The 20155-nt window shown below is 61.6% G+C and carries 11 protein-coding genes; 6 read left to right on the forward strand and 5 right to left on the reverse strand.

Annotated elements, in window-relative coordinates; genetic code table 11:
• Window positions 1-14 precede the first annotated feature (14 nt).
• The 3 genes from G6K99_RS02055 to G6K99_RS02065 all read right to left on the reverse strand — a co-directional run bounded on the left by G6K99_RS02055 (window position 15) and on the right by G6K99_RS02065 (window position 5920).
• Window positions 15-827, reverse strand: coding sequence for a TIGR02186 family protein (locus G6K99_RS02055; protein ID WP_062453889.1), 813 nt, complete (start codon window positions 825-827; stop codon window positions 15-17).
• Window positions 827-1753, reverse strand: a complete 927-nt coding sequence (locus G6K99_RS02060) for a TSUP family transporter (RefSeq protein ID WP_174195565.1) — start codon at window positions 1751-1753, stop codon at window positions 827-829. Before G6K99_RS02060 ends, G6K99_RS02055 begins: the two co-directional genes overlap by 1 nt.
• Before the next feature lie 252 nt (window positions 1754-2005).
• Window positions 2006-5920 carry a peptidoglycan-binding protein gene (locus G6K99_RS02065; protein WP_174195566.1) on the reverse strand — a complete coding sequence of 1305 codons (3915 nt, stop codon included), beginning with the start codon at window positions 5918-5920 and terminating at the stop codon, window positions 2006-2008.
• A gap of 485 nt (window positions 5921-6405) precedes the next feature.
• Between G6K99_RS02065 and G6K99_RS02070 the strand changes: the two genes are divergently transcribed.
• The 3 genes from G6K99_RS02070 (at window position 6406) to G6K99_RS02080 (ending at window position 11928) form a co-directional block, all read left to right on the forward strand.
• Complete coding sequence (locus tag G6K99_RS02070) at window positions 6406-8199, forward strand: acyl-CoA dehydrogenase C-terminal domain-containing protein (RefSeq protein WP_174195567.1); 1794 nt, start codon at window positions 6406-6408, stop codon at window positions 8197-8199.
• Between the two features lie 197 nt (window positions 8200-8396).
• On the forward strand, window positions 8397-9605 hold the full coding sequence (locus G6K99_RS02075; protein WP_174195568.1) for an acetyl-CoA C-acetyltransferase: 1209 nt from the start codon (window positions 8397-8399) through the stop codon (window positions 9603-9605).
• 106 nt (window positions 9606-9711) lie between these two features.
• Window positions 9712-11928 (forward strand): 3-hydroxyacyl-CoA dehydrogenase NAD-binding domain-containing protein, encoded by a 2217-nt coding sequence (locus tag G6K99_RS02080; RefSeq protein ID WP_174195569.1) that lies wholly within the window; start codon window positions 9712-9714, stop codon window positions 11926-11928.
• Between the two features lie 72 nt (window positions 11929-12000).
• Here the strand turns inward: G6K99_RS02080 and G6K99_RS02085 are convergent, their stop codons facing one another.
• Both G6K99_RS02085 and G6K99_RS02090 read right to left on the reverse strand, forming a co-directional pair.
• Window positions 12001-13245, reverse strand: coding sequence for an OpgC family protein (locus tag G6K99_RS02085; protein ID WP_174195570.1), 1245 nt, complete (start codon window positions 13243-13245; stop codon window positions 12001-12003).
• A 206-nt stretch (window positions 13246-13451) separates the two neighbouring features.
• Entirely contained in the window at window positions 13452-16973 is a 3522-nt protein-coding gene (locus G6K99_RS02090; RefSeq protein ID WP_174195571.1) for a PAS domain-containing hybrid sensor histidine kinase/response regulator, read from the reverse strand.
• A gap of 187 nt (window positions 16974-17160) precedes the next feature.
• Here G6K99_RS02090 and mscL point away from each other — a divergent pair, with 187 nt between their 5' ends.
• The 3 genes from mscL to galE all read left to right on the forward strand — a co-directional run bounded on the left by mscL (window position 17161) and on the right by galE (window position 20104).
• Window positions 17161-17604 carry a large conductance mechanosensitive channel protein MscL gene (gene mscL, locus G6K99_RS02095; protein ID WP_062578996.1) on the forward strand — a complete coding sequence of 148 codons (444 nt, stop codon included), beginning with the start codon at window positions 17161-17163 and terminating at the stop codon, window positions 17602-17604.
• Between the two features lie 124 nt (window positions 17605-17728).
• On the forward strand, window positions 17729-18904 hold the full coding sequence (locus tag G6K99_RS02100; RefSeq protein ID WP_174195572.1) for a pyridoxal phosphate-dependent aminotransferase: 1176 nt from the start codon (window positions 17729-17731) through the stop codon (window positions 18902-18904).
• A 165-nt stretch (window positions 18905-19069) separates the two neighbouring features.
• Window positions 19070-20104, forward strand: coding sequence for a UDP-glucose 4-epimerase GalE (gene galE / locus G6K99_RS02105; RefSeq protein ID WP_062453878.1), 1035 nt, complete (start codon window positions 19070-19072; stop codon window positions 20102-20104).
• The last annotated feature ends 51 nt before the right edge of the window (window positions 20105-20155 follow it).

A 20155-nucleotide genomic window follows, 5' to 3' on the forward strand; every position in this document is an offset into this window, starting at 1 on the left:
AATTTGTTAGACGATCAGTCCTTGCGGAAGATGATGCTGGCGCCCCATCCGGTTACGACAGCGATCAGCACGCAGAACAGACCGTAGGCGATCGGACGCTCGTGGGCTGCATCGGTGATCGCCTGCTCCAGGCCGGTCTTGACCACGCGCAACGGCATTTCCCGCTGAAAGATCAGGTCGCCGCTCTTGAACAGATAGGCGTGGACCATGTGCACGCCATCGGGCACGTTGGCTGGAAGCCGCAACGAGGCTCGGAACAGGCTGGACGAGACGAAGCGCACGCCGCTCGTGTCGCGCTGGTAAAGCCCGCTGTTGAGCTTCTGCCGGCGATAGGCCTCGCGGAAATCGCTGATCAGACCGGAATTCGGAATGTAGCCGGTGGGGTTGAGAGGCAGGTGTTCGATGCCGACCCCGATATTGTTGAAGGACGGCGCCTGGTGATCGAGGTCGTTCAGCTGGCGTGTGCTGGCGATCGAATAGCTCTCCGGCACCTGTTCGAACGTCATCGCCTGGGTGTTCATCCAGATCCCGAGCACGCGTTCCTTGCGCCGCACGGTGGCATAGTCGCGCGGACCTTCAAGCGTCACGACGATATCGTACTGACCGATCGCGAGCAGCAGCTCGTCCGGATTGGTAATGGCCCCGAAGATGGTGAGGTCGGCGCCGCGGAAATCCGAGGTGATGGCAATCTCGCTCGACGATGCTCCGATCTCCAGCCCTTCCTTGATCGGCGAGGCCGTGTCGAACGGCGTCTGGGCCGCGACCTGCGTTGCCAGCGACAATCCGAATGAGAGAAGAAGAAGGAGGGAGAGGATCAGCCTGCGCATCAGTAGGACAGTCCTCCGACGGCGACCGAATAGACGTCGCTCGGCGTTGCGATCAGGCCGATCGCAAGACGGATGCCGACGGCGAGAACCAGCAGCGCCAACAGCGCGCGCAGCTGTTCGCCGCGCAGCTTCTGGCCGACGCGCACGCCGTATTGCGCGCCGATCACGCCGGCGACCATCAGGATCGTCGCAAGGACGATATCGACTGAGTAGTTGGTCGCCGCCTGAACCATGGTCGTATAGGCGGTGGTGAAGATGATCTGGAACAGCGAGGTGCCGACCACGACATTGGTCGGAATGCGCAGGAGATAGATCATCGCCGGCACCATGATGAAGCCGCCGCCGACACCCATGATAGAGGTGAGCACGCCGATGACGAAACCGAGCACGAGGATCGGGATGGCGGAGAGATAGATCTTCGACTTCTTGAACCGCATCTTGAAGGGCAGGCGGTGCACCCAGTTGTGCTGGCCCGGGCGTTTCAGCGGAAGCTGCTGGTTGTTCTTTGCCCGCCGCATGGCTCTCAGGCTCTCCTGCAGCATCAGCGCGCCGATCGTCGACAAAAGCACGACATAGAGAAGCGAGATGAACAGGTCGAGCTGGCCGATGCGCCGTAGCCAGGAAAAGATCCACACACCGACCGTCGCGCCGACAAGGCCCCCGGCAAGCAGCACCGTGCCCAGTTTCATATCCAGCGACCCGCGCCGGAAATGGGTGATCGCGCCCGAGATCGAGGAGGCAACGACCTGGTTGGCGCCGGTTGCCACGGCAACGACGGGTGGAATGTTGTAGAAAATGAGAAGCGGCGTGATCAGGAAGCCACCGCCGACGCCGAACATGCCGGACAGAAACCCGACAGCTGCACCCATGCCAAGGATGATGAAGATGTTCACCGAAAGCTCTGCAATCGGCAGGTAGACAGTCACGGCTGAACCTCGACACGTCGAAAAAGACAACGCCGTTGCAGGCGGCACGCATTCAAGATGGCCGTCGCTCTGGCTTTGGGGAACCCTTTCACAGACGCGATGAACCGCGCATGAAGGACACCCCGTCATGCGCTTGGCCTGCCGGGGTGTCAATTCGTGAATCCGCGGGGAAAACAGCAGCTTCAGCGTTTTCCAATGGGCGTGGCCGATAGTCCCCAGCCCGACCGGATTGGTCGTCTTACGGGTTGCTGGCTACTTGTTGCGTGCCAGCAATTCCCGAACCAGTGCGTCGTTGATGCGGCCGGAAGGCTCCTGGCCGATCGAGGACTGGAACGACTTGATTGCGCTTACCGTCTTGGCCCCAAGCTTGCCGTCCGGCCGTCCGGCTTCAAAGCCGTTCTTGTTGAGGATCGCCTGGATGTTGCGGACGGCCTTTTCCATGTCAACAGATGCGGTGGTAAGACGCTTGCCGGCAGCCCATTCATCCGGAACAACAACGGCATTTGCCCGCGGCTCGGGTGTCATCACCTTCCAGAGGTCGACCTTGGCGCGGGCGCTTTCCAGCTGTTCCTTGCGCATGGCATTCGCCACTTCGTCGCGCTTCTGGGCGGCGTCGTTGTCGCCTGCCTTTGCCGCAACGGCAAACCACTTGTAGCTCTCTTCCAGATCCTGCTTCACGCCGTTGCCGCGGGCAAACAGGATGGCAAGGTTGAACTGGCTGTCGGCGACGCCGTGGTCGGCGGCCTGGGTGAACCACTTGACGGCCTGGGTGTAGTCAGGCTGGCCCGTGGCACCGGACGCGTAGAGAACGGCGAGGTTGTGCATGGCGCTGGCATTGCCGGCTTCGGCGGCCAGCTGATAGTAGCGAACGGCTTCACCGAGGTTGCGCTCGACGCCCGTTCCCTTTTCGAACATGTTCGCCATGCGGTACTGGGCAGGCGCAAGACCACGGTCGGCGGCAAGCTTGTACCAGGTTGCCGCCTCTGCGAGATCGGTCTTGACGCCACGTCCCTCGGTAAAGCGGGTGGCAATCTCGAACAGCGCGTTGGCATCGCCCGACGATGCGGCGTCGGCAAGCGATTTCGGCTCCAGGCCGACAGGCACGACGATCGGAGCCGGTGCCTCGATTTCAGCGGCAGCCGGCGCTTGTGCCGTGAAGCCGGCGTCTTCTGAAGGTGCCGGAGCAGCTTCGGCGGCCGGACGCATTGAAGCGAGGTCTCCGGCTGCGGGAACCGGATCGATCAGGTGGTTTGTCGCGGCGTCGGGCGCGACCGGAGGCGGCGTCGCTGCCACATCCTGTCCGTCACCATCGCTGGCTGCAGGGCTTTCGGCCGGGGCCTGAGCGGTGTCGACAGGAGCGGGAGCTTCGACTGGTGCGCTCGGAGCCTGCGCAGTCTCTTCCGGCACGGAGACCGGAGCCGGGGCTTCGAGGGCAGCCTGTTCGGGCGCGCTGTCGCTGCTTCCGGTCACGTTCTTGACCACCTGCATCGACATCATCACCAGCAGCACGGCGCCGACGGCCATCAGGATGGGGCGGCGATGCTGCGAGAACTTGGCAAACATGCCGGTCTTTTCGGACGGCGTGCCGGCAACCGACGTGGTCTGCGACTTGGTGGCTGAGCGAACGCTCTTGACTGCGTTGACCTGAGAGGGATCCGTCTCCTGTGCTGCGGCCTTGGCTGCACGACGGGCAGCGGCGATATAGTCAGCGCGGTCCGATTTGTCGGCCGTTCCGGGTTTCTCGCCACTGAAATCGCCGGCGGCCTGGCTGGCACGCACGCGCTCGAGGATCTTTTTGACGTCGGGAGCGCCCGAGCCCGGCTCCAGCAGGTCGTTTTCACGGCCGGCTGGGAGAATGTCGGCTGGATCGATCGAAGGCGTTGGCTCTATGACGGTGCGGGCCGGCTTTTCGCCTGCATCGCGGGTGCCCGACTTGAAACGCTTCGAGAGACCGGCCAGCAGACCGGGCTTGGCCGGCTCTTCCCGCGCGGCTGCAGGGGGCACGACGACCTCGTCGGTTTCGACGGGCGCATCTGCCAAAGCAACATTGCGGTCCTCGGCGCCGGCAAATTCCATCGCTGGAACGGACAGTTGCGCTGCGGCCGGCATCTTGGGATGGCGAAGCGGCTGGTCGGTCTGGGCTTCGCGACCGGCCGGCGCATCGCGATAGGCGGGCTCGAAACGGGCCGTGGAAATGCTGTCTTCCAGCGTGTCCAGACGATTGGCGATCTGCACCAGCGTTCCGTGCAAGGCTTCGAACGTCTGATGGCTGCGCGTTTCCGTGCCGCGGGTCAGTTCTTCAAGGTGGCGAAGATCGTCGGCGAGGGCCGAAAGGGCTGCCATGTCGCCGGACGCGACGGGCATGCCGCCGGCCCCGGTATTGCGCGAATAGGCCTCGACGACGGCTTCTGCGGCCTGCCGTGCGGCTTCCAGAATGTACTCGTCGTTGGTCGACATGTAGCTTTCGATTGCCGAGAACCGATGCTCGAAACCATCAGGTAGCGCAGTGGCCGAAGATGTCTGCGGCTCGCTGATCAGGCTCGAAAGATGCGCGATCTGGTCTTCCAGGCTACGCAGGGCGTTTTCGTCGCCGCGCGGTGCGCTGGCTGCTTCGTCCAGTCGCATGGCGATGTCGGTCAGCCGGGTTTCCAACCGGTCGAAGGCCCGCTCGTCGGTGGCAGGCGCCGGGCGATATTCGATCTCGTCGATACGACGGGCGAGATCATCCAGCCGCTCGCCCAGCATGTCGTTGATCGAGTTGTGATCAAGACCATCGATCTTGCGCGAGATATCGGCGAGGTGGTCGGAAAGCTCGGTCTGATACGCGGGCTTCTGCGCCTGCGTCAGCATGACCGAAAGCTGGTCGAGCCGCTCTTCCAGCCGCATGGCGGCCTGCTCGTCGGAGAGTTCCTCGATCCGCGCGGTCAGCGCTTCGATCCGTCCGGACAGCATCTCGCTCGGATCGGCAGCAGCCTGGCTGATCTGATCGACCTGCTCTGCGATAGCGACGATCCGGCCGTCGAGCTTCTGCATGAAAGCCTGGTCGAGCGTGGCTGCAGCCGAAGCACGGCTGCCGGCGGCAACGGCGCGAGTGATTTCGTCGAGACGCTCGTCGAGAATGGTGAACTGCTCGGCAAGCAGTTCGTCGGATGGCTGCATGCGGCTGCCGAGTTGCTCCATCGCGGTCGCGATCGCAATCAGCTTCTGCTCCAGCGCGCGCAGCGCGGGGCTGTCGTTCATGCCGCCAAGCTGGGTCTTGATGTCGTCGATCCGGTAGGCGAGCTGCGAAACCTCGTCGCGCAGAAGCTCTGGCTCAAGCCCGTGGATTCGCTCTTCCAGCCCCTGCCAGCGGCTTTCCATGCGCTGCACGGAATCTTCGCGTGCCACGCCATCCATGACCTGGGCCATGACATTGCGCAGTTCCTCGAACTCGGCGCGCAGGGCCTCCGCATCGGGAGAATTGCTGTAGCCCAGCTGACTAATGCTGTCGGCAAGACGGGAGAAATCGCCGCGCAGGTCTTCGGTGCCGCGATGATCTTCGGCAATCGAGCGGATCGAGCGGATTTCGGTTTGCAGTGCGCCCATCTCGCGGGCGACGCCTTCGGCGATGTCCTGCTTCAGTTCGTGACGCAAGCCGACCAGCGCTTCGGCGATTTCGCGCATGGAGGCGCCATCGGTCGCCTGCTGGCGGGTTTCCCGCATTTGCATATCGCGGCTGGCGACGGCCCGCTCGAAGCGGCTCGCAGAAACTTCGGTGGCAGTTGCCGCAACCGCTGCAGCCGGACGGCGCTCCTGGCTGGGACGATAGGCTTCCGGCGGCGTGATCTTTTCGCGGAGTGGTGATTGGACGGGTTGGCGGACCGGTTCGGCCGCATGCGACTGCTGTGCGCTTGCCATGCGCTCGCGGGCCGATCCCAGCATGCGCTGTCGCTCGCGGATTTCCGCCAGCGGGTCGGCAAAGCGAGGCGCCGCTGGCCTCTGCATCTGCGGGGGCTGCACGGACGCCGGTTTTTCGAGGCGCGGGTCGGAAGCGGGCTGGCGGCGTTCGCGCCCGGCGCCCGACATCAGATCCTCGATTCGGGCCTCCAGGCCCTCGATCGTACGGTTCAGGGCGTCAAGAGAGGAGCGTTCGCCCGGGCGGTTGGGATTCGATCGTGATCCGTTCATGTGCTCGCTCGCTTCCGCGTTTTACCTGCCGACGCTCGGTTTCAGCCTCATCCGCCGCCTATTGGCACCGGTGAATCACATCCATATTAGACATTTCTTACGCAAGGCTTGCCTTATGAAAGAACGACTCATTCGTTGGATGGATTTGACTGACCTCCCGTAGCCCCCACTATTTCCAGAAACGTAGTAAACAAATCGTTAATGTTCGTTAAGATCTTAACCTTTTTGCCACGATTCCGCATGTTTGCCCGGATGACACGGGTTTCGACGATGCTATCACTGTGATGCAGCGCGGCGGGCGCGACTTCCTCGGCAGTGCAGGCGAAAGCACCTATTAGGTGATGCTAACGCCGGGTCAAAATTGGCTCGCGATATGAGCCTCCAACTGTTTGACGTTTACGCGAACGTCAATTAAGTAAGTGCAGGAGACGACGGGCTGCAATGCCCGGGAGGAAGCGTCAGGCTAATCTGGAGGATGGATAACGATGCCCGTCTATAAGGCACCGGTAAACGATACACTTTTCGTTCTGAATGATGTGCTCGGCTTGGAGCGTTACGGCAACCTGCAGGGTTTTGCCGATGCGACGCCCGACATGATCGAGGCGATCATCGGCGAGGCGGCGAAAGTGGCCGAAGAGGCCCTGTTCCCGATCAACCTTTCCGGCGACCGGGAAGGCTGCACCCGCAACGACGACGGCACTGTTTTGGTGCCCAACGGCTTCAAGCAGGCCTATGACCAGTATGTCCAGGGCGGCTGGATCGGCCTGGCCGTACCGGAAGAGTTCGGCGGCCAGGGCCTGCCCTACACACTGCATGCCGCCGTCGGCGAATACATGTCGTCGGCCAACATGTCGCTGATGATGTATCCCGGCCTGACGCAAGGCGCGATCGCCGCCATCCTCGTCCACGGCACGGACGAGCAGAAGGCCACCTATCTGCCCAACATGGTCGGCGGTAGTTGGTCGGGCACCATGAACCTCACCGAACCCCATTGCGGCACGGATCTCGGTCTGCTGCGCACCAAGGCGGTGCCGCAGGATGATGGCTCCTACAAAATCTCCGGTCAGAAGATCTTCATCTCCGCCGGTGAACACTCGATGACCGACAATATCGTGCATCTGGTTCTCGCGCGGATCGAGGGCGCGCCTGAAGGCACCAAGGGCATCTCGCTGTTCATCGTGCCGAAGTTCATGGTGGGCGATGACGGTTCGCTCGGAGCCCGCAACGGCGTCAGCTGCGGTGCGCTCGAAGAGAAGATGGGCATCCACGGCAATTCGACCTGCGTGATGAACTACGACGATGCCACGGGCTATCTGATCGGCGCCGAGAACAAGGGTCTCTCGGCCATGTTCGTGATGATGAACGAAGCCCGCCTCGGTGTCGGCCTGCAGGGCCTGTCGATCGCCGAGACCGCCTACCAGAACGCCGTCGCCTATGCCAACGAACGCATCCAGGGCCGTTCGCTCTCGGGCGCGAAAGCGCCGGACAGGAAGGCGGACCCGATCATCGTCCATCCGGATATCCGCCGCTCGCTGATGACCATCAAGGCCTTCAACGAAGCCGGCCGTGCCTTCGTTTTGTGGACGGCGCTGAAATCCGATATCGCCCATCGCTCGCAGGACGAAGCGGAACGCCAGAACGCCGACGATCTCCTCGGGCTTGCCACGCCGATCCTCAAGGGCGTGCTGACCGACAAGGGCTTTGATCACGCGGTCATGGCCCAGCAGGTCTTCGGCGGCCACGGCTATATCGAAGAATGGGGCATGAGCCAGTATGTCCGCGATGCCCGCATCGCGATGATCTACGAAGGTGCCAACGGAATCCAGGCGCTCGATCTGGTCGGTCGCAAGCTTGCCCTCAACGGCGGCCGCGCCGTCATGGCCATGTTCAAGGAAATCGGTGATTTCTGCGAGGAAAACCGCGGCGACGAGGCGATGGTTCTCTACACCAAGGGCCTCAAGAAGGGTCTGAACGACCTGCAGGCCTCGACCATGTGGTTCATGCAGAACGCCATGGCCAAGCCCGACAATGCCGGTGCCGGGTCGACCGACTACATGCATCTGTTCGGCCTCGTCACGCTCGGCTACATGTGGGCGAAGATGGCGAAAGCCGCCCAGACTGCACTGGCTGCCGGGGATCCCCGCGAGGAGTATCTGAAGACGAAGCTCGTCACGGCGAAGTTCTATATGGAGCGTATCATGCCGGAAACCGCGCTGCGCAAGGTGCGAATCGAGGCCGGCGCAGACACCATGATGGAACTGGCCGCCGAGGCGTTCTAAGCGTTGGCTACCCCCTCTGGCCTGCCGGCCATCTCCCCCTAGAAGGGGGGAGAAAATGTGTGGCGACTGCTCGTCCCGATTGAACATCGGCGGTGCGGCGGGATAAACCCTCCCTCTTGTGGGGAGGGTTTGGGAGGGGTCTTCTCTCCCGCAGTGAAACAAAGGCAATGTAATTTGCCACCAAGGGAGATGACACCATGACCGAAGTCTTCATTTACGATCACGTGCGCACGCCGCGCGGTCGCGGCAAGAAGGACGGCTCACTGCACGAAGTGCCGGCTGTCCGTCTCGCGGCAAAGACCCTCGAAGCCATCCGTGATCGCAACGGGCTCGACACGGACACCGTCGACGACATCATCATGGGTTGCGTCGATCCTGTCATGGACAGCGGCGCCGTCATCCCCAAGGCCGCAGCCTTCGAGGCGGGGTATTCGACCAAAGCGCCCGGCATGCAGATTTCCCGTTTCTGTGCGTCTGGCCTCGATGCCGTCAATTTCGGCGCCGGCAAGATCGCAGCCGGATCCGACGACATCGTCATTGCCGGCGGCGTCGAATCGATGTCGCGTGTCGGCATGGGCATGTCGGGCGGCGCCTGGTACATGGATCCCTCGGTCAACTTCCCATCCTACTTCATGCCGCAGGGCGTCTCGGCCGATCTGATCGCGACAAAATACGGTTTCTCCCGTGATGACGTCGATGCCTATGCCGTCGAAAGCCAGAAGCGCGCCGGAAAAGCCTGGGATGCCGGCTACTTCAAGAACTCGGTGATCCCGGTCAAGGATCAGAACGGCCTGACCATTCTCGACCGCGACGAGCATATGCGGCCGTCCACCGACATGCAGGCGCTTGCCTCGCTCAATGCCTCGTTCCAGATGCCCGGCGAAATGGGCGGCTTCGAAGCTGTTGGCATTCAGGCGCATCCGGAAATCGAAAAGATCAATTACGTCCACCACGCCGGCAATTCGTCTGGCATCGTCGATGGCGCTGCAGCCGTCCTGATCGGCTCCAAGGCCGGCGGCGAAAGCATGGGCATCAAGCCGCGTGCCCGTATCCGTGCCTTTGCAAACATCGGCTCCGACCCGGCGCTGATGCTGACCGGCCCAGTCGACGTCACCGAAAAGCTGCTGGCCCGCACCGGCATGACGATTGCCGATATCGACCTGTTCGAACTCAACGAGGCCTTTGCCGCCGTCGTGTTGCGCTACATGCAGGCTTTCAACATTTCCCACGACATCATCAACGTCAATGGCGGCGCGATTGCCATGGGTCACCCGCTCGGTGCCACCGGCGCGATGATCCTCGGCACAGTGCTCGACGAGCTGGAACGCCGTGATCTCAACACCGCACTGGTCACGCTTTGCATCGGTGCCGGCATGGGCACGGCAACGGTTATCGAGCGGGTTTGAGGGAACCTAACCCTCCCCACAGGGGGGAGGGGCTTAACCCAGCCGGATCGCACCCATTCGGAGCGGCGGCGTTCACACGGAATTTCAGGGAAGAGGAAATCCCATCATGACGACTTACACCAACTTCACCATCGAAACCGACGCAGACGGCATTGCTGTCGTCACCTGGGACATGCCGGGCAAGTCGATGAACGTCTTTACCGCCGAAGTGTTGGAAGAACTCGACGCGATCCTGAAGGCAACGGTCGCGGATGCCGCGATCAAGGGCGTCGTCTTTACCAGCGGCAAATCCTCGTTTTCCGGCGGTGCGGACCTCACCATGATCCGTGGCATGTTCTCCATGCTGCAGGAAGCAACCGCCAAGGACCCGGCCACCGCCAAGCAGAAGCTGTTCGAGGTTGCAGGGCAAATGACCTGGCTGTTCCGCGCCATCGAAACCAACGGCAAGCCCTGGGTATCGGCCATCAACGGCACCTGCATGGGCGGCGCTTTGGAGCTGTCGCTGGCCTGCCATGGCCGCGTCGTCGCCAATTCCAAGTCGGTCAAGCTTGCGCTGCCTGAAGTCAAGGTCGGCATCTTTCCAGGCGCCGGCGGCACGCAGCGCGTCTCGCGCCTGACAGATGCCCAGTCCGCGCTGCAGATGATGACAACAGGTCAGACGCTGACGCCGCAGCGCGCCAAGGCGATGGGTCTCGTGCATCAGGTCGTCGAGCCCGATCAGCTCGTCACTGCTGCAAAGCAGATGATCAAGGATGGTCTGAAGCCCGTCGCTCCCTGGGACGAAAAGGGCTTCAAGGCCCCCGGCGGCGGTGTCTGGACGCCACAGGCTGCCCAGCTCTTCCCGGCGGCCCCCGCCATCCTGCGCCGCGAGACGGCAGGCAATTATCCGGGCGCGCTCGCCATCCTCAAATGCGTCTATGAGGGGCTTCAACTGCCCTTCGATACGGCGCTCAAGGTCGAGCAGCGCTATTTCACGCAGATCCTCGGCACCACCGAAGCCTACTCGATGATCCGCTCGCTGTTCATCTCGATGCAGGAACTGGGCAAGGGCGCCCGTCGTCCGGCCGGCGTTCCAAAGAGCGAGTTCAAGAAGGTCGGCGTCGTCGGTGCGGGCTTCATGGGTGCCTCGATCGCCTATGTGACGGCTGCCGCCGGCATCCCCGTCGTGCTGATCGACCAGAGCCAGGAAGCCGCCGACAAGGGCAAGGCCGTCTCCGAAAAGCTGGTGGCCGACAGCGTCGCCAAGGGTCGCCTGACGAAGGAGGAGGGCGAAAAGCTGCTCTCGCTTGTAACGCCTTCGTCGGACTACTCGACGCTTTCCGATGCCGATCTCGTCATCGAGGCGGTGTTCGAAGACCGCAACGTCAAGAAGGCCGTGATCGAGGCGGTCGAAGCCGTCATTCCGGAAACCACGATCTTCGCCTCGAACACCTCAACCCTGCCGATTTCGGGCCTTGCCGAAAACTCGAAACGTCCGGACCAGTTCGTCGGCGTGCATTTCTTCTCGCCTGTCGAAAAGATGATGCTGACCGAAGTTATCCTCGGCGAAAAGACCGGCGACAGGGCGCTTGCCGTGGCGCTGGATTTCGTCGGCAAAATCAAGAAGACGCCGATCGTCGTCAACGACACGAGAGGCTTTTTCGTCAACCGCTGCGTCTTCCGCTATATCAACGAAGCCTACAATATGCTGGCCGAAGGCGTGCCGGCAGCCATGATCGAGAATGCCGCCAAGATGGCCGGCATGCCGGTCGGCCCGCTGTCTCTTAACGATGAAGTGGCCGTCGATCTCAGCCAGAAGATCATGAAGGCCTCGATCGCCGATCTCGGCCCCAACTCGGTCAAGCCGGAACACATGGCGCTGATCGACAACATGGTCGATGTGCTCGATCGCCGCGGCCGCAAGAACGGCAAGGGCTTCTACGACTACCCCGCCAAGCCCGCGAAGAAATCGCTCTGGCCCGGCCTCAAGGATCTCTATCCGCAAAAGCCGGCCCGAGATATCGACGTTACCGTGCTGAAGCAGCGCTTCCTCGTGACGATCGCACTGGAAGCCGCCCGCACCGTCGAGGAAGGCATCGTCACCGACCCGCGCGAAGCCGATGTTGGCTCCATCCTCGGCTTCGGCTTTGCCCCCTATACGGGCGGCACGCTGTCCTACATCGACGGCATGGGCGTGAAGACCTTCGTCGAACTCGCCGAAAAGCTGGCCGCACAATACGGCGACCACTTCAAGCCCACCCCGCTGCTGCTGGACATGGCTGCGAAGGGCGAGACCTTCTACGGCCGGTTCGACCCCTATGCGAAAATCGGCCAGGCGGCCTGACGTCGCCAGCATGCGATCATGAAAAAGGGCGCCTCGTGGGCGCCCTTCTTTGTATGGAAACGATATTCGCGTTTACCGGATGATCATCTGCTGCGGAACGCTCTGCGCTGCCGGCTTCGGCGACTTGAGGTTCTTTGCAGGTGCAGGTTCAGCGGTGCCGAGCAGCTTGTCGCGCTCGCGCCATAGGGCAGGGATCGAGAGAAGGCCGACGGCGGTCAGTGCAATCGCAGTCTTCGTCCACTCGCCGAGTTCCGGCGTACGACCATCGAAGTAGTAGACGAAGTAGACGATCGCGACGTGCCACACGTAGACATAGAGCGAGTGGCGGCCGAGCAGGCGCAGGTACCGCAGGGTGAACACCCAGGTCACGGCAGACGCGATGTTGCGCACCCAGTTTGCCTTGTGCTGCGGACCGGCAACCAGCAGCCAGGTGACCAGAAGGCCCATGGCAGCGAAGTTCAGGAGATAGACCGGACCGAAATCGGCACGGATTTCCATCGAGGCGAACTTGCCGATCATGTAGGCCGGCATCAGTTCGTTGGCGGTAATCAGGCGCAGCGGGAGGAAGAACATCACCAGGACAAGCGCCACCTTGGGGATGAACGTGTTGTCGGGCGAAAGGATCTTGCCCCAGTTGATCTTGCCGGACGAGGTCAGCGCACCGAGCACGAGGCCCGAGAAGAACACGATCTGCCAGCCGAACAGGTTGAACGAGACGCGGATGCCCTGATCGTCCGAACCCATGATCAGATCGTTGATCGGGATCGTTGCGATCTGATGCAGACCCAGCTGTCCGGCCATCCACATCATGATCGAAGCGGCGACCACGTAGTGCCACTTGTCATCCAGCACCAGCTTGATCAGCATCGGCGCAAACAGCATGTAGACGATATACTGCGGCAGGATGTCCATGAAGGTCGGCTGGTATAGGAAGGTGGCGATCGCAGCGAGACGCAGCGGATCGTCGAAATTGGTATAGCCCAGCCAGTTGAACCAGACCGAATAGGCCCCCGGCAGCAGCATCTGCGCCACCAGCACGGCGATCACGATGCCCATGGCATATCGATAGAGCTCGAAGGCACGGCTGTAGATCGCAGTGCGACCGGCGGCATATCCGCCTTTCATCATCTTGCGGGCATAGACCATGCCGATCATCAGGCCGGACAGGAACACGAAGCCCTGCGCATCCTCGACAAAAGCAAGCTGGTTGTGGTTGATTTTGACCAGGAAGTAGCCACCGGCAAATATCAGGTGGTTGAGAACCATAAATACAAGGAAATATCCCCGCATCCCGTCAATGATCTCGAATCGTTTCATCGGTCGCGGTCTCCGTCTCTACCGGTTCCGATGGCCTCGTGCCTTTCGGTCCGTAAGGCCTCTTCGGGCCGGGAAGTCACGCGCCTAAACGTCGCGACGCGCCGGAGAGTTCCGAGCGACACTCGCTTTGTATCTGACGTTCAGACATTTCAACCGTAAACAGTCTGTGATGACTATTCGATGAACAGCTTTTTAAGCAGTTTGCGTCATTCCGCCGCGAGACGCCGCAGACCGGCGATCTGGGTGAGGTAAGCGCGCAGCGCCGCCGGTCGCACCGGCTTGTGCTGCAGTGAAATGCCGTGTTTCTCAGCCTCGTTGCGCACATCCGCGGACCGATCGGCAGTGATGAGCAGGGCCGGTACATCGGCCTCGTAAACGACGCGCAGCGACTGGATCGCCGCGATCCCGTCGCCGTCATCGAGATGATAATCGGCGATAATGATATCCGGCGCCGGCTCACCCGAACGGGTGATTTCGTCCAGCGCCGTGATGGACTGCGCTTCCCTGACCGTGCAACCCCAACCCGTAATCAACAGCGCCATCCCCTCCAGAATCTTCGGCTCGTTGTCGATGCACAGAACCCTCAGCCCGGTCAGCGGCTGCGAGCGTTTGCGCCGTTCAGGCCGCTCGGAGGCTTTCGCCGGTCGCGCGACCGATGCGTCGAGCGGCAGATCCACCCTGAAGATGGTTCCGCGACCGGGCCGCGATGCAAGCTGCACGGGGTGGTCGAGCACGCGCGAAATACGGTCGACGATGGAAAGACCAAGGCCGAGACCGGTTGCGGTTTTCGCCCCTTCGTCGAGCCTTGCGAATTCCTTGAACACGGTCTCGAACTGGGCTGCCGGAATGCCGATGCCGGAGTCGTGCACTTCGATCGATACTCGCCCGCCATGCCGCCGCGCGCCGACCAGAACCTTGCCGCTGATTGTGTATTTGATCGCATTGGACACCAGATTCTGCACCAGCCGGCGCAGGAGATTGGCGTCGGAGCGAACCCTGAGTGAGGTCGGCATGACCACGAAGGTCAGGTTCTTCTCGCGCGCCATCGGCTCATAGTCGGTCGCGATTCGGCGCAACAGGTCGTCGAGGGCGATGGTTTCAAGCTGCGGCTTCATTGCGCCGGTGTCGAGCCGCGAAATATCCAGTACCGCCCCAAGGATCGCCTCAACCGATTCGAGCGCGGAATCGATGTTGCGCACCAGCGGACCGTTGCGGTCGGCAGGCGTCATGCGCTCGACCAGTGCGGATGAGTACAGCCGCGCGGCATTGAGCGGTTGCAGGATATCGTGGCCGGCAGCGGCAAAGAAACGTGTCTTGCCGATATTGGCTTCCTCGGCCTCGGCACGCGCCTGGCCCAGTGCATGGTTGACGCGGGTCAGCTCTGAGGTGCGCTGTGTCACCCGCTGTTCGAGCGTTTCATTCGCCTGTTTCAGCGCCTTTGCCGCCGCAACACGGTCGGAAATATCGGTGAAGGTTGCAACGATGCCGCTATCCGGCATCGGGTTGGTGCGCACTTCGATGATCCGCTCGCCGCTTGCAACGACAAGCGAGAACGACGCATCCAGCGTCTTGAACCGGTTGACCACATCCGCCTGTTCGTCTGCAGGTATGTCGCCCCGGTCCGAAAGCATCGCCACGATTTCTGAGAGCGGAAATCCGACCTGTCCGACCTGGTCGGGAAGGTCGAGAAGATGGCGAAAACGCCGGTTCCAGATCGTCAGCCGGTCGGCACTGTCGAACACGGCAATTCCCTGGTCCATCTGCGAAAGCGCCGTCTGCAGCATGTCCTGGTTATACTGCAGGGCTTCGCTCGCCTGGTCGAGCAGGAAAGCGGTATCGGCACTGGCATCCTCGGCCTTCTGCAGGATCAGCGACAGAACCAGCCGTGCGGAGGAAGAGCCGATCGCGCTGCCCAGCAGCTGTTCGGAGAAATGCACCAGCGCCATGTCGGCCGGCTGGTCGTCCTCGAAACGGCGTCCTGCGGTGCGCTCATAGTGGGAAAACGAACGCTGCATGCGCTCCTCGCCGAGATAGCGCGCAATCGTCGCCTTGAGGTCTCCCACGCTGACACGGGTCTTCCAGCCGCGGGTCGCAAACTCCGAGCGCAGATGCCGCTTGACGAAAATCCCGGCCTGCAAACGCTCCACGGGCCGTGGATTGCGTGACAGAGAGCCGAGCACGAAGGCAAGCATGTTGAGCGCCAGACTGAAGATCGTCGCGTTGACGAGAGGATCGGTTTCGGGACCCGAAAATATGCCGGTGCCGGGGATCAGGAAATTCAGCACGGCCGCGGCGATGTGGGAATTGTCCGGTCCGCCGAGGCTCGGCACGAACAGTAGATAGGCCCAGGCCGCAAACCCGAGGCACATGCCAAGGATTGCGCCTCGGGCATTCGCCCTCCGCCAGATCAGCCCGCCGAACAGCGCGGGTGCCACCTGCGCGATCGCCGCAAACGCCAGAAGGCCGATCGAGGCAAGACCCGACTGGGTGTCCGCCATCCGGTAATAGCCGTAGCCGAGAAGCAGCACGGCGAAGATCGCGAGCCGTCGGATATTGAGAAGTGCACGGGTGAAATCGGCACGACCCCCATGCGCCGAGCGTGCCGCCATCAGTTTGCGGCGCAGGAAGACAGGAATGATGATGTCGTTCGACACCATGATCGACAGTGCGACGGATTCGACGATCACCATCGCGGTTGCGGCGGAAAAGCCGCCGATGAAGGTGATCAGCGTCACGACCGGCAGATTGCCGTGGAGCGGAAGCGTGAGAATGTAGAGGTCGGCATTGCCGGTTCCACCGAACGTGACCAGTCCGGCAATCGCCACCGGTAGGACGAACAGGTTGATCGCGACGAGATAGATCGGCAGCAGAAACGAAGCGACCTTGCGTTCCCGGTCCGTGCGGTTTTCCACGACCGTCACATGGAACTGCCGAGGCAGAAGCAGGATGGCGAAGGCCGAGAGAAGTATCAAAATCAGCCAGCGGCTGAGGGGCGTTTCGTAGGACAGTGCCGAGGTGATCAGGAGGTTGTCGGCAGCCTTGGCCATCAGGTCTGCAGGACCGTCGAACAGCACGAACAGCACCGTCAGCCCAACGGTTGCAAAAGCAAAGACCTTGACGACGGATTCCATCGCCACTGCCAGGATCAGACCGTCCTGATGCTCCGTCGCATCCGTATGGCGTGTGCCGAACATGACGGCGAAACCGGCCATCAGCAGTGTCACGATCAGGGCCAGATCGATGAAATGCAGGTTGCCGCTGCCAATCCCGTAGTCGGAGGGATTGACCATCACGGCGACCGAACTCGACACGGCTTTGAGTTGCAACGCGATATAGGGCACGGAGGCCACCAGCGCGATGATGGCGACGATCATCGCCACGGTCGAGTTCTTGCCATAGCGGGCAGCGACGAAGTCGGCGACGGAGGTCAGTTTCTCGGCTTTCGCGAGTTCGACGATGCGTCGGATCAGCGGCATGCCCAATGTCAGCATCAGGATCGGGCCGATATAGATGCCGAGGAATTCAATCCCGCGACGGGAAGCCAGACCCACGCCACCGAAATAGGTCCACGAGGTGCAGTAGATCGCCAGGCTGAGCGCATAGACCACGGGCCGGCCGATCTTCGGCACGCCCACGACGCGACTTCTCCGGTCGCCATAACTTGCGACCGCAAACAGCAGCAGGATATAGGCGAAAGCGGCGACGATGATCACCCAGCCCGAAAGCATGTCTCCTCCCCGCAATGCCGCGACGCGGATGAGATTAGGTCAAAAGCAAGGGTTTGCAAATCGTCGCGGCATTGGCAAAAAGTCCAATGCCTGGTCATCTTTAAGTCTCTGTCTTTTTCACCTTTTCAGCAAGTGGTGATGCACTATGTTGGGGCGGATCAACAACCCGAGCAGCAGGGGTAATGCTATGTCCGTTGTTTCCGAATTCCGTTCCTTTATCGCCAAGGGCAATGTCGTCGATCTCGCCGTCGGCATCATCATCGGCGGCGCCTTTACCGGCATCGTCACATCACTGGTCAACGATCTCGTCATGCCGGTCGTAGGTGCCGTGACAGGCGGTGGCTTCGACTTTTCCAACTACTTCGTGGCGCTGTCGAGCGCGGTCACAGCGCCCTCGCTGGAAGAAGCCCGCAAGCAGGGCGCGGTCTTCGCCTATGGCAGCTTCATCACGGTCGCGATCAACTTTCTCATCCTCGCCTTCATCATCTTCCTCATGGTCAAGGGCGTGAACAAGCTCCGCGCCATGGAAGAAAAGAAGCCTGCGGATGCCACACCGGCCCCGCCGCCGGCCGATATCCAGTTGCTTTCGGAAATCCGCGATCTTCTGAAGACGGGTAACCCGATCCGGTAATCCAACCGCGTCAACAGATCGGCGATCCATCAAGAAAAACGATCGCCGATCCACGGATTGTCATGGGATTTTCCGAGTTCTCTGCGCTAAACAGAATCAAAGCATAGGGAAATGTTCAGGAACCATGTCGATCATTGCAAGTCTCAGCCCGCGCGCCGTCTCCACTCCCGAAAGCGGTATTGTCGAGATCATCAATCACGCCCGCGCCGGTGGCCGCCGCGACCTGATCCCGCTGTGGGCAGGCGAGGGCGACCTGCCGAGCCCGGATTTCATCAATCAGGCGGCCTCGAGCGCGCTTCTGGGCGGTGAGACCTTCTATACTTGGCAGCGCGGAATTCCCGAACTGCGCCAGGCACTGTCAGACTATTACACGCGTCATTTTTCAAAGACGCTGTCGTCAGAGCATTTCTATGTCACCGGCTCCGGCATGCATGCGATCATGATGGCCGTGCAGGCGATCGCCTCGCCGGGCGATGAACTGATCTACCTCTCGCCGACCTGGCCGAACATCATCTCCGCGATCGAGCTTTCCGGCGCTTCCGCCATCGGCCTGCCGCTTGCCTTTACCGGCGGCGGCTGGTCTCTCGATCTCGACACGCTGGACGCTGCGATCACACCAAAGACACGTGGCCTTTTCATCAATACGCCCGCCAACCCGACCGGCTGGACGGCAACGCTTGATGATCTCCGAGACATTCTGACGCTCGCCCGCAAACATGGGATCTGGATCATCGCCGACGAGATCTATGCCCGTTACTACTACGGTGGTGCGGCAAGGGCTCCGTCCTTCCTCGACATCATGGAAGAGGGCGATCGGATCATTTTCGCAAACTCCTTCTCCAAGAATTGGTCGATGACCGGCTGGCGCATGGGCTGGCTGGTGGCCCCGCCGGAAATGGGACAGGTGATCGAAAACCTCATCCAGTATTCCAACTCGGGCGTCGCCCAGTTCATGCAGCGCGGCGCGGTGGTGGCGCTCAACGAAGGCGATGCCTTCGTCAACGAGAACGTGGCCCGCGCCGTCGCCGGACGCGATATCCTCTGCGATGCGCTGATCGCCACCAACCGCGTGCAGACGCTGAAACCCGATGGTGCGATCTACGCCTTCCTCAAGGTGGATGGCGTAACCGACAGCCGCCTGACGGCAATGGACATCGTCGACAAGATCGGCGTGGCGCTGGCGCCCGGTTCTGCCTTCGGAGAGGGTGGCGAACTGTTTCTGCGGGCCTGTTTTCTGCGCAATTCGGCCCATGTCGAAGAAGCCGCCGGTCGGTTGGCGGACTATATCAAGCGCCTCTAACCCCGCTCCATCACCGCAAAGAGGGCGGTCTGTAAAATTTTATCGATCGCCTGAACGCCGTGTTTTCCGTGTTCCGCGTTAAACCCGGCGGCCCCGCCCGGTGGTAAGGTTTGCTGAAGAACGGCCGTGTTTCTCTCTGCGAAAGAAAAAAGCAGGGGCGAGAAAATGGCTGTTCTGGTCACGGGTGGTGCAGGGTATATCGGAAGTCACATGGTCTGGGCGCTGCTCGACGCTGGCGAGGATGTCGTCGTGCTCGACCGGCTGTCGACAGGCTTTCGCTGGGCGGTTCCGGACGAGGCGCGCTTCTATCTGGGTGATGTCGGCGATTCCATCATCCTGAAGCAGATCTTTGCTGAAAATGACATCGACGCCATCCTGCATTTCGCAGGCTCGATCGTCGTGCCGCAATCGGTCGCGCATCCGCTGGATTATTACGAGAACAATACCGGCAAGACCCGCTTCCTGGCGGCAGCCGCCGTCGAAGCGGGCATCAAGCATTTTGTCTTCTCTTCCACCGCCGCCGTCTACGGCGATCAGAAGGATGACACGCCGGTTCTGGAAAGCGCGCCGACGCTGCCGAAAAACCCCTACGGTCAGTCCAAGCTGATGTCCGAACTGATGCTGCGCGATGCGGCTGCAGCCCATGATTTCCGCTTCGTCGCGCTGCGCTACTTCAACGTCGCCGGTGCTGATCCGCTTGGGCGCACCGGTCTTTCCACGGAAGGTGCGACGCATCTCATCAAGATTGCCTGCGAGGCGGCTCTCGGCAAGCGCCGCGGCGTCGATGTCTATGGCACCGATTATCCGACAGCCGATGGTACCGGTGTGCGCGACTACATACATGTGACCGATCTGGTCGAAGCGCACTTGAAGGCACTGAGCTATCTGCGTCGTGGCGGCGAACCGCTGATTGCCAATTGCGGTTATGGCCGCGGCTATTCGGTGCTGGAAGTGCTCGAAGCGGTCAAGAAAGCCGGAGCCCGCGGGTTCGACATCAACTACGGCCCGCGTCGCCCGGGCGATGCAGCAAGCGTCGTCGCCAATGCGACGCTCGCCCGGCGCCTTCTTGAATGGACCCCGCGCCACGACGATCTCGATCTGATCGTCGAGACCGCAATCCGCTGGGAACGAGAACTGGGCGATCGCCGTCCGGAAAGCATCCGTGCGATCCGCACCCGGCTCGCGTCGGCGAGCTTCTGAGCGCAAGCATGATGCAGTGATGCGGCCGCATTGCTGATACGTGAGAATGCG

It is taken from the genome of Neorhizobium sp. AL 9.2.2, from assembly GCF_013317225.1.
In the GTDB taxonomy this organism is placed as follows: Bacteria; Pseudomonadota; Alphaproteobacteria; order Rhizobiales; family Rhizobiaceae; genus Neorhizobium; species Neorhizobium soli.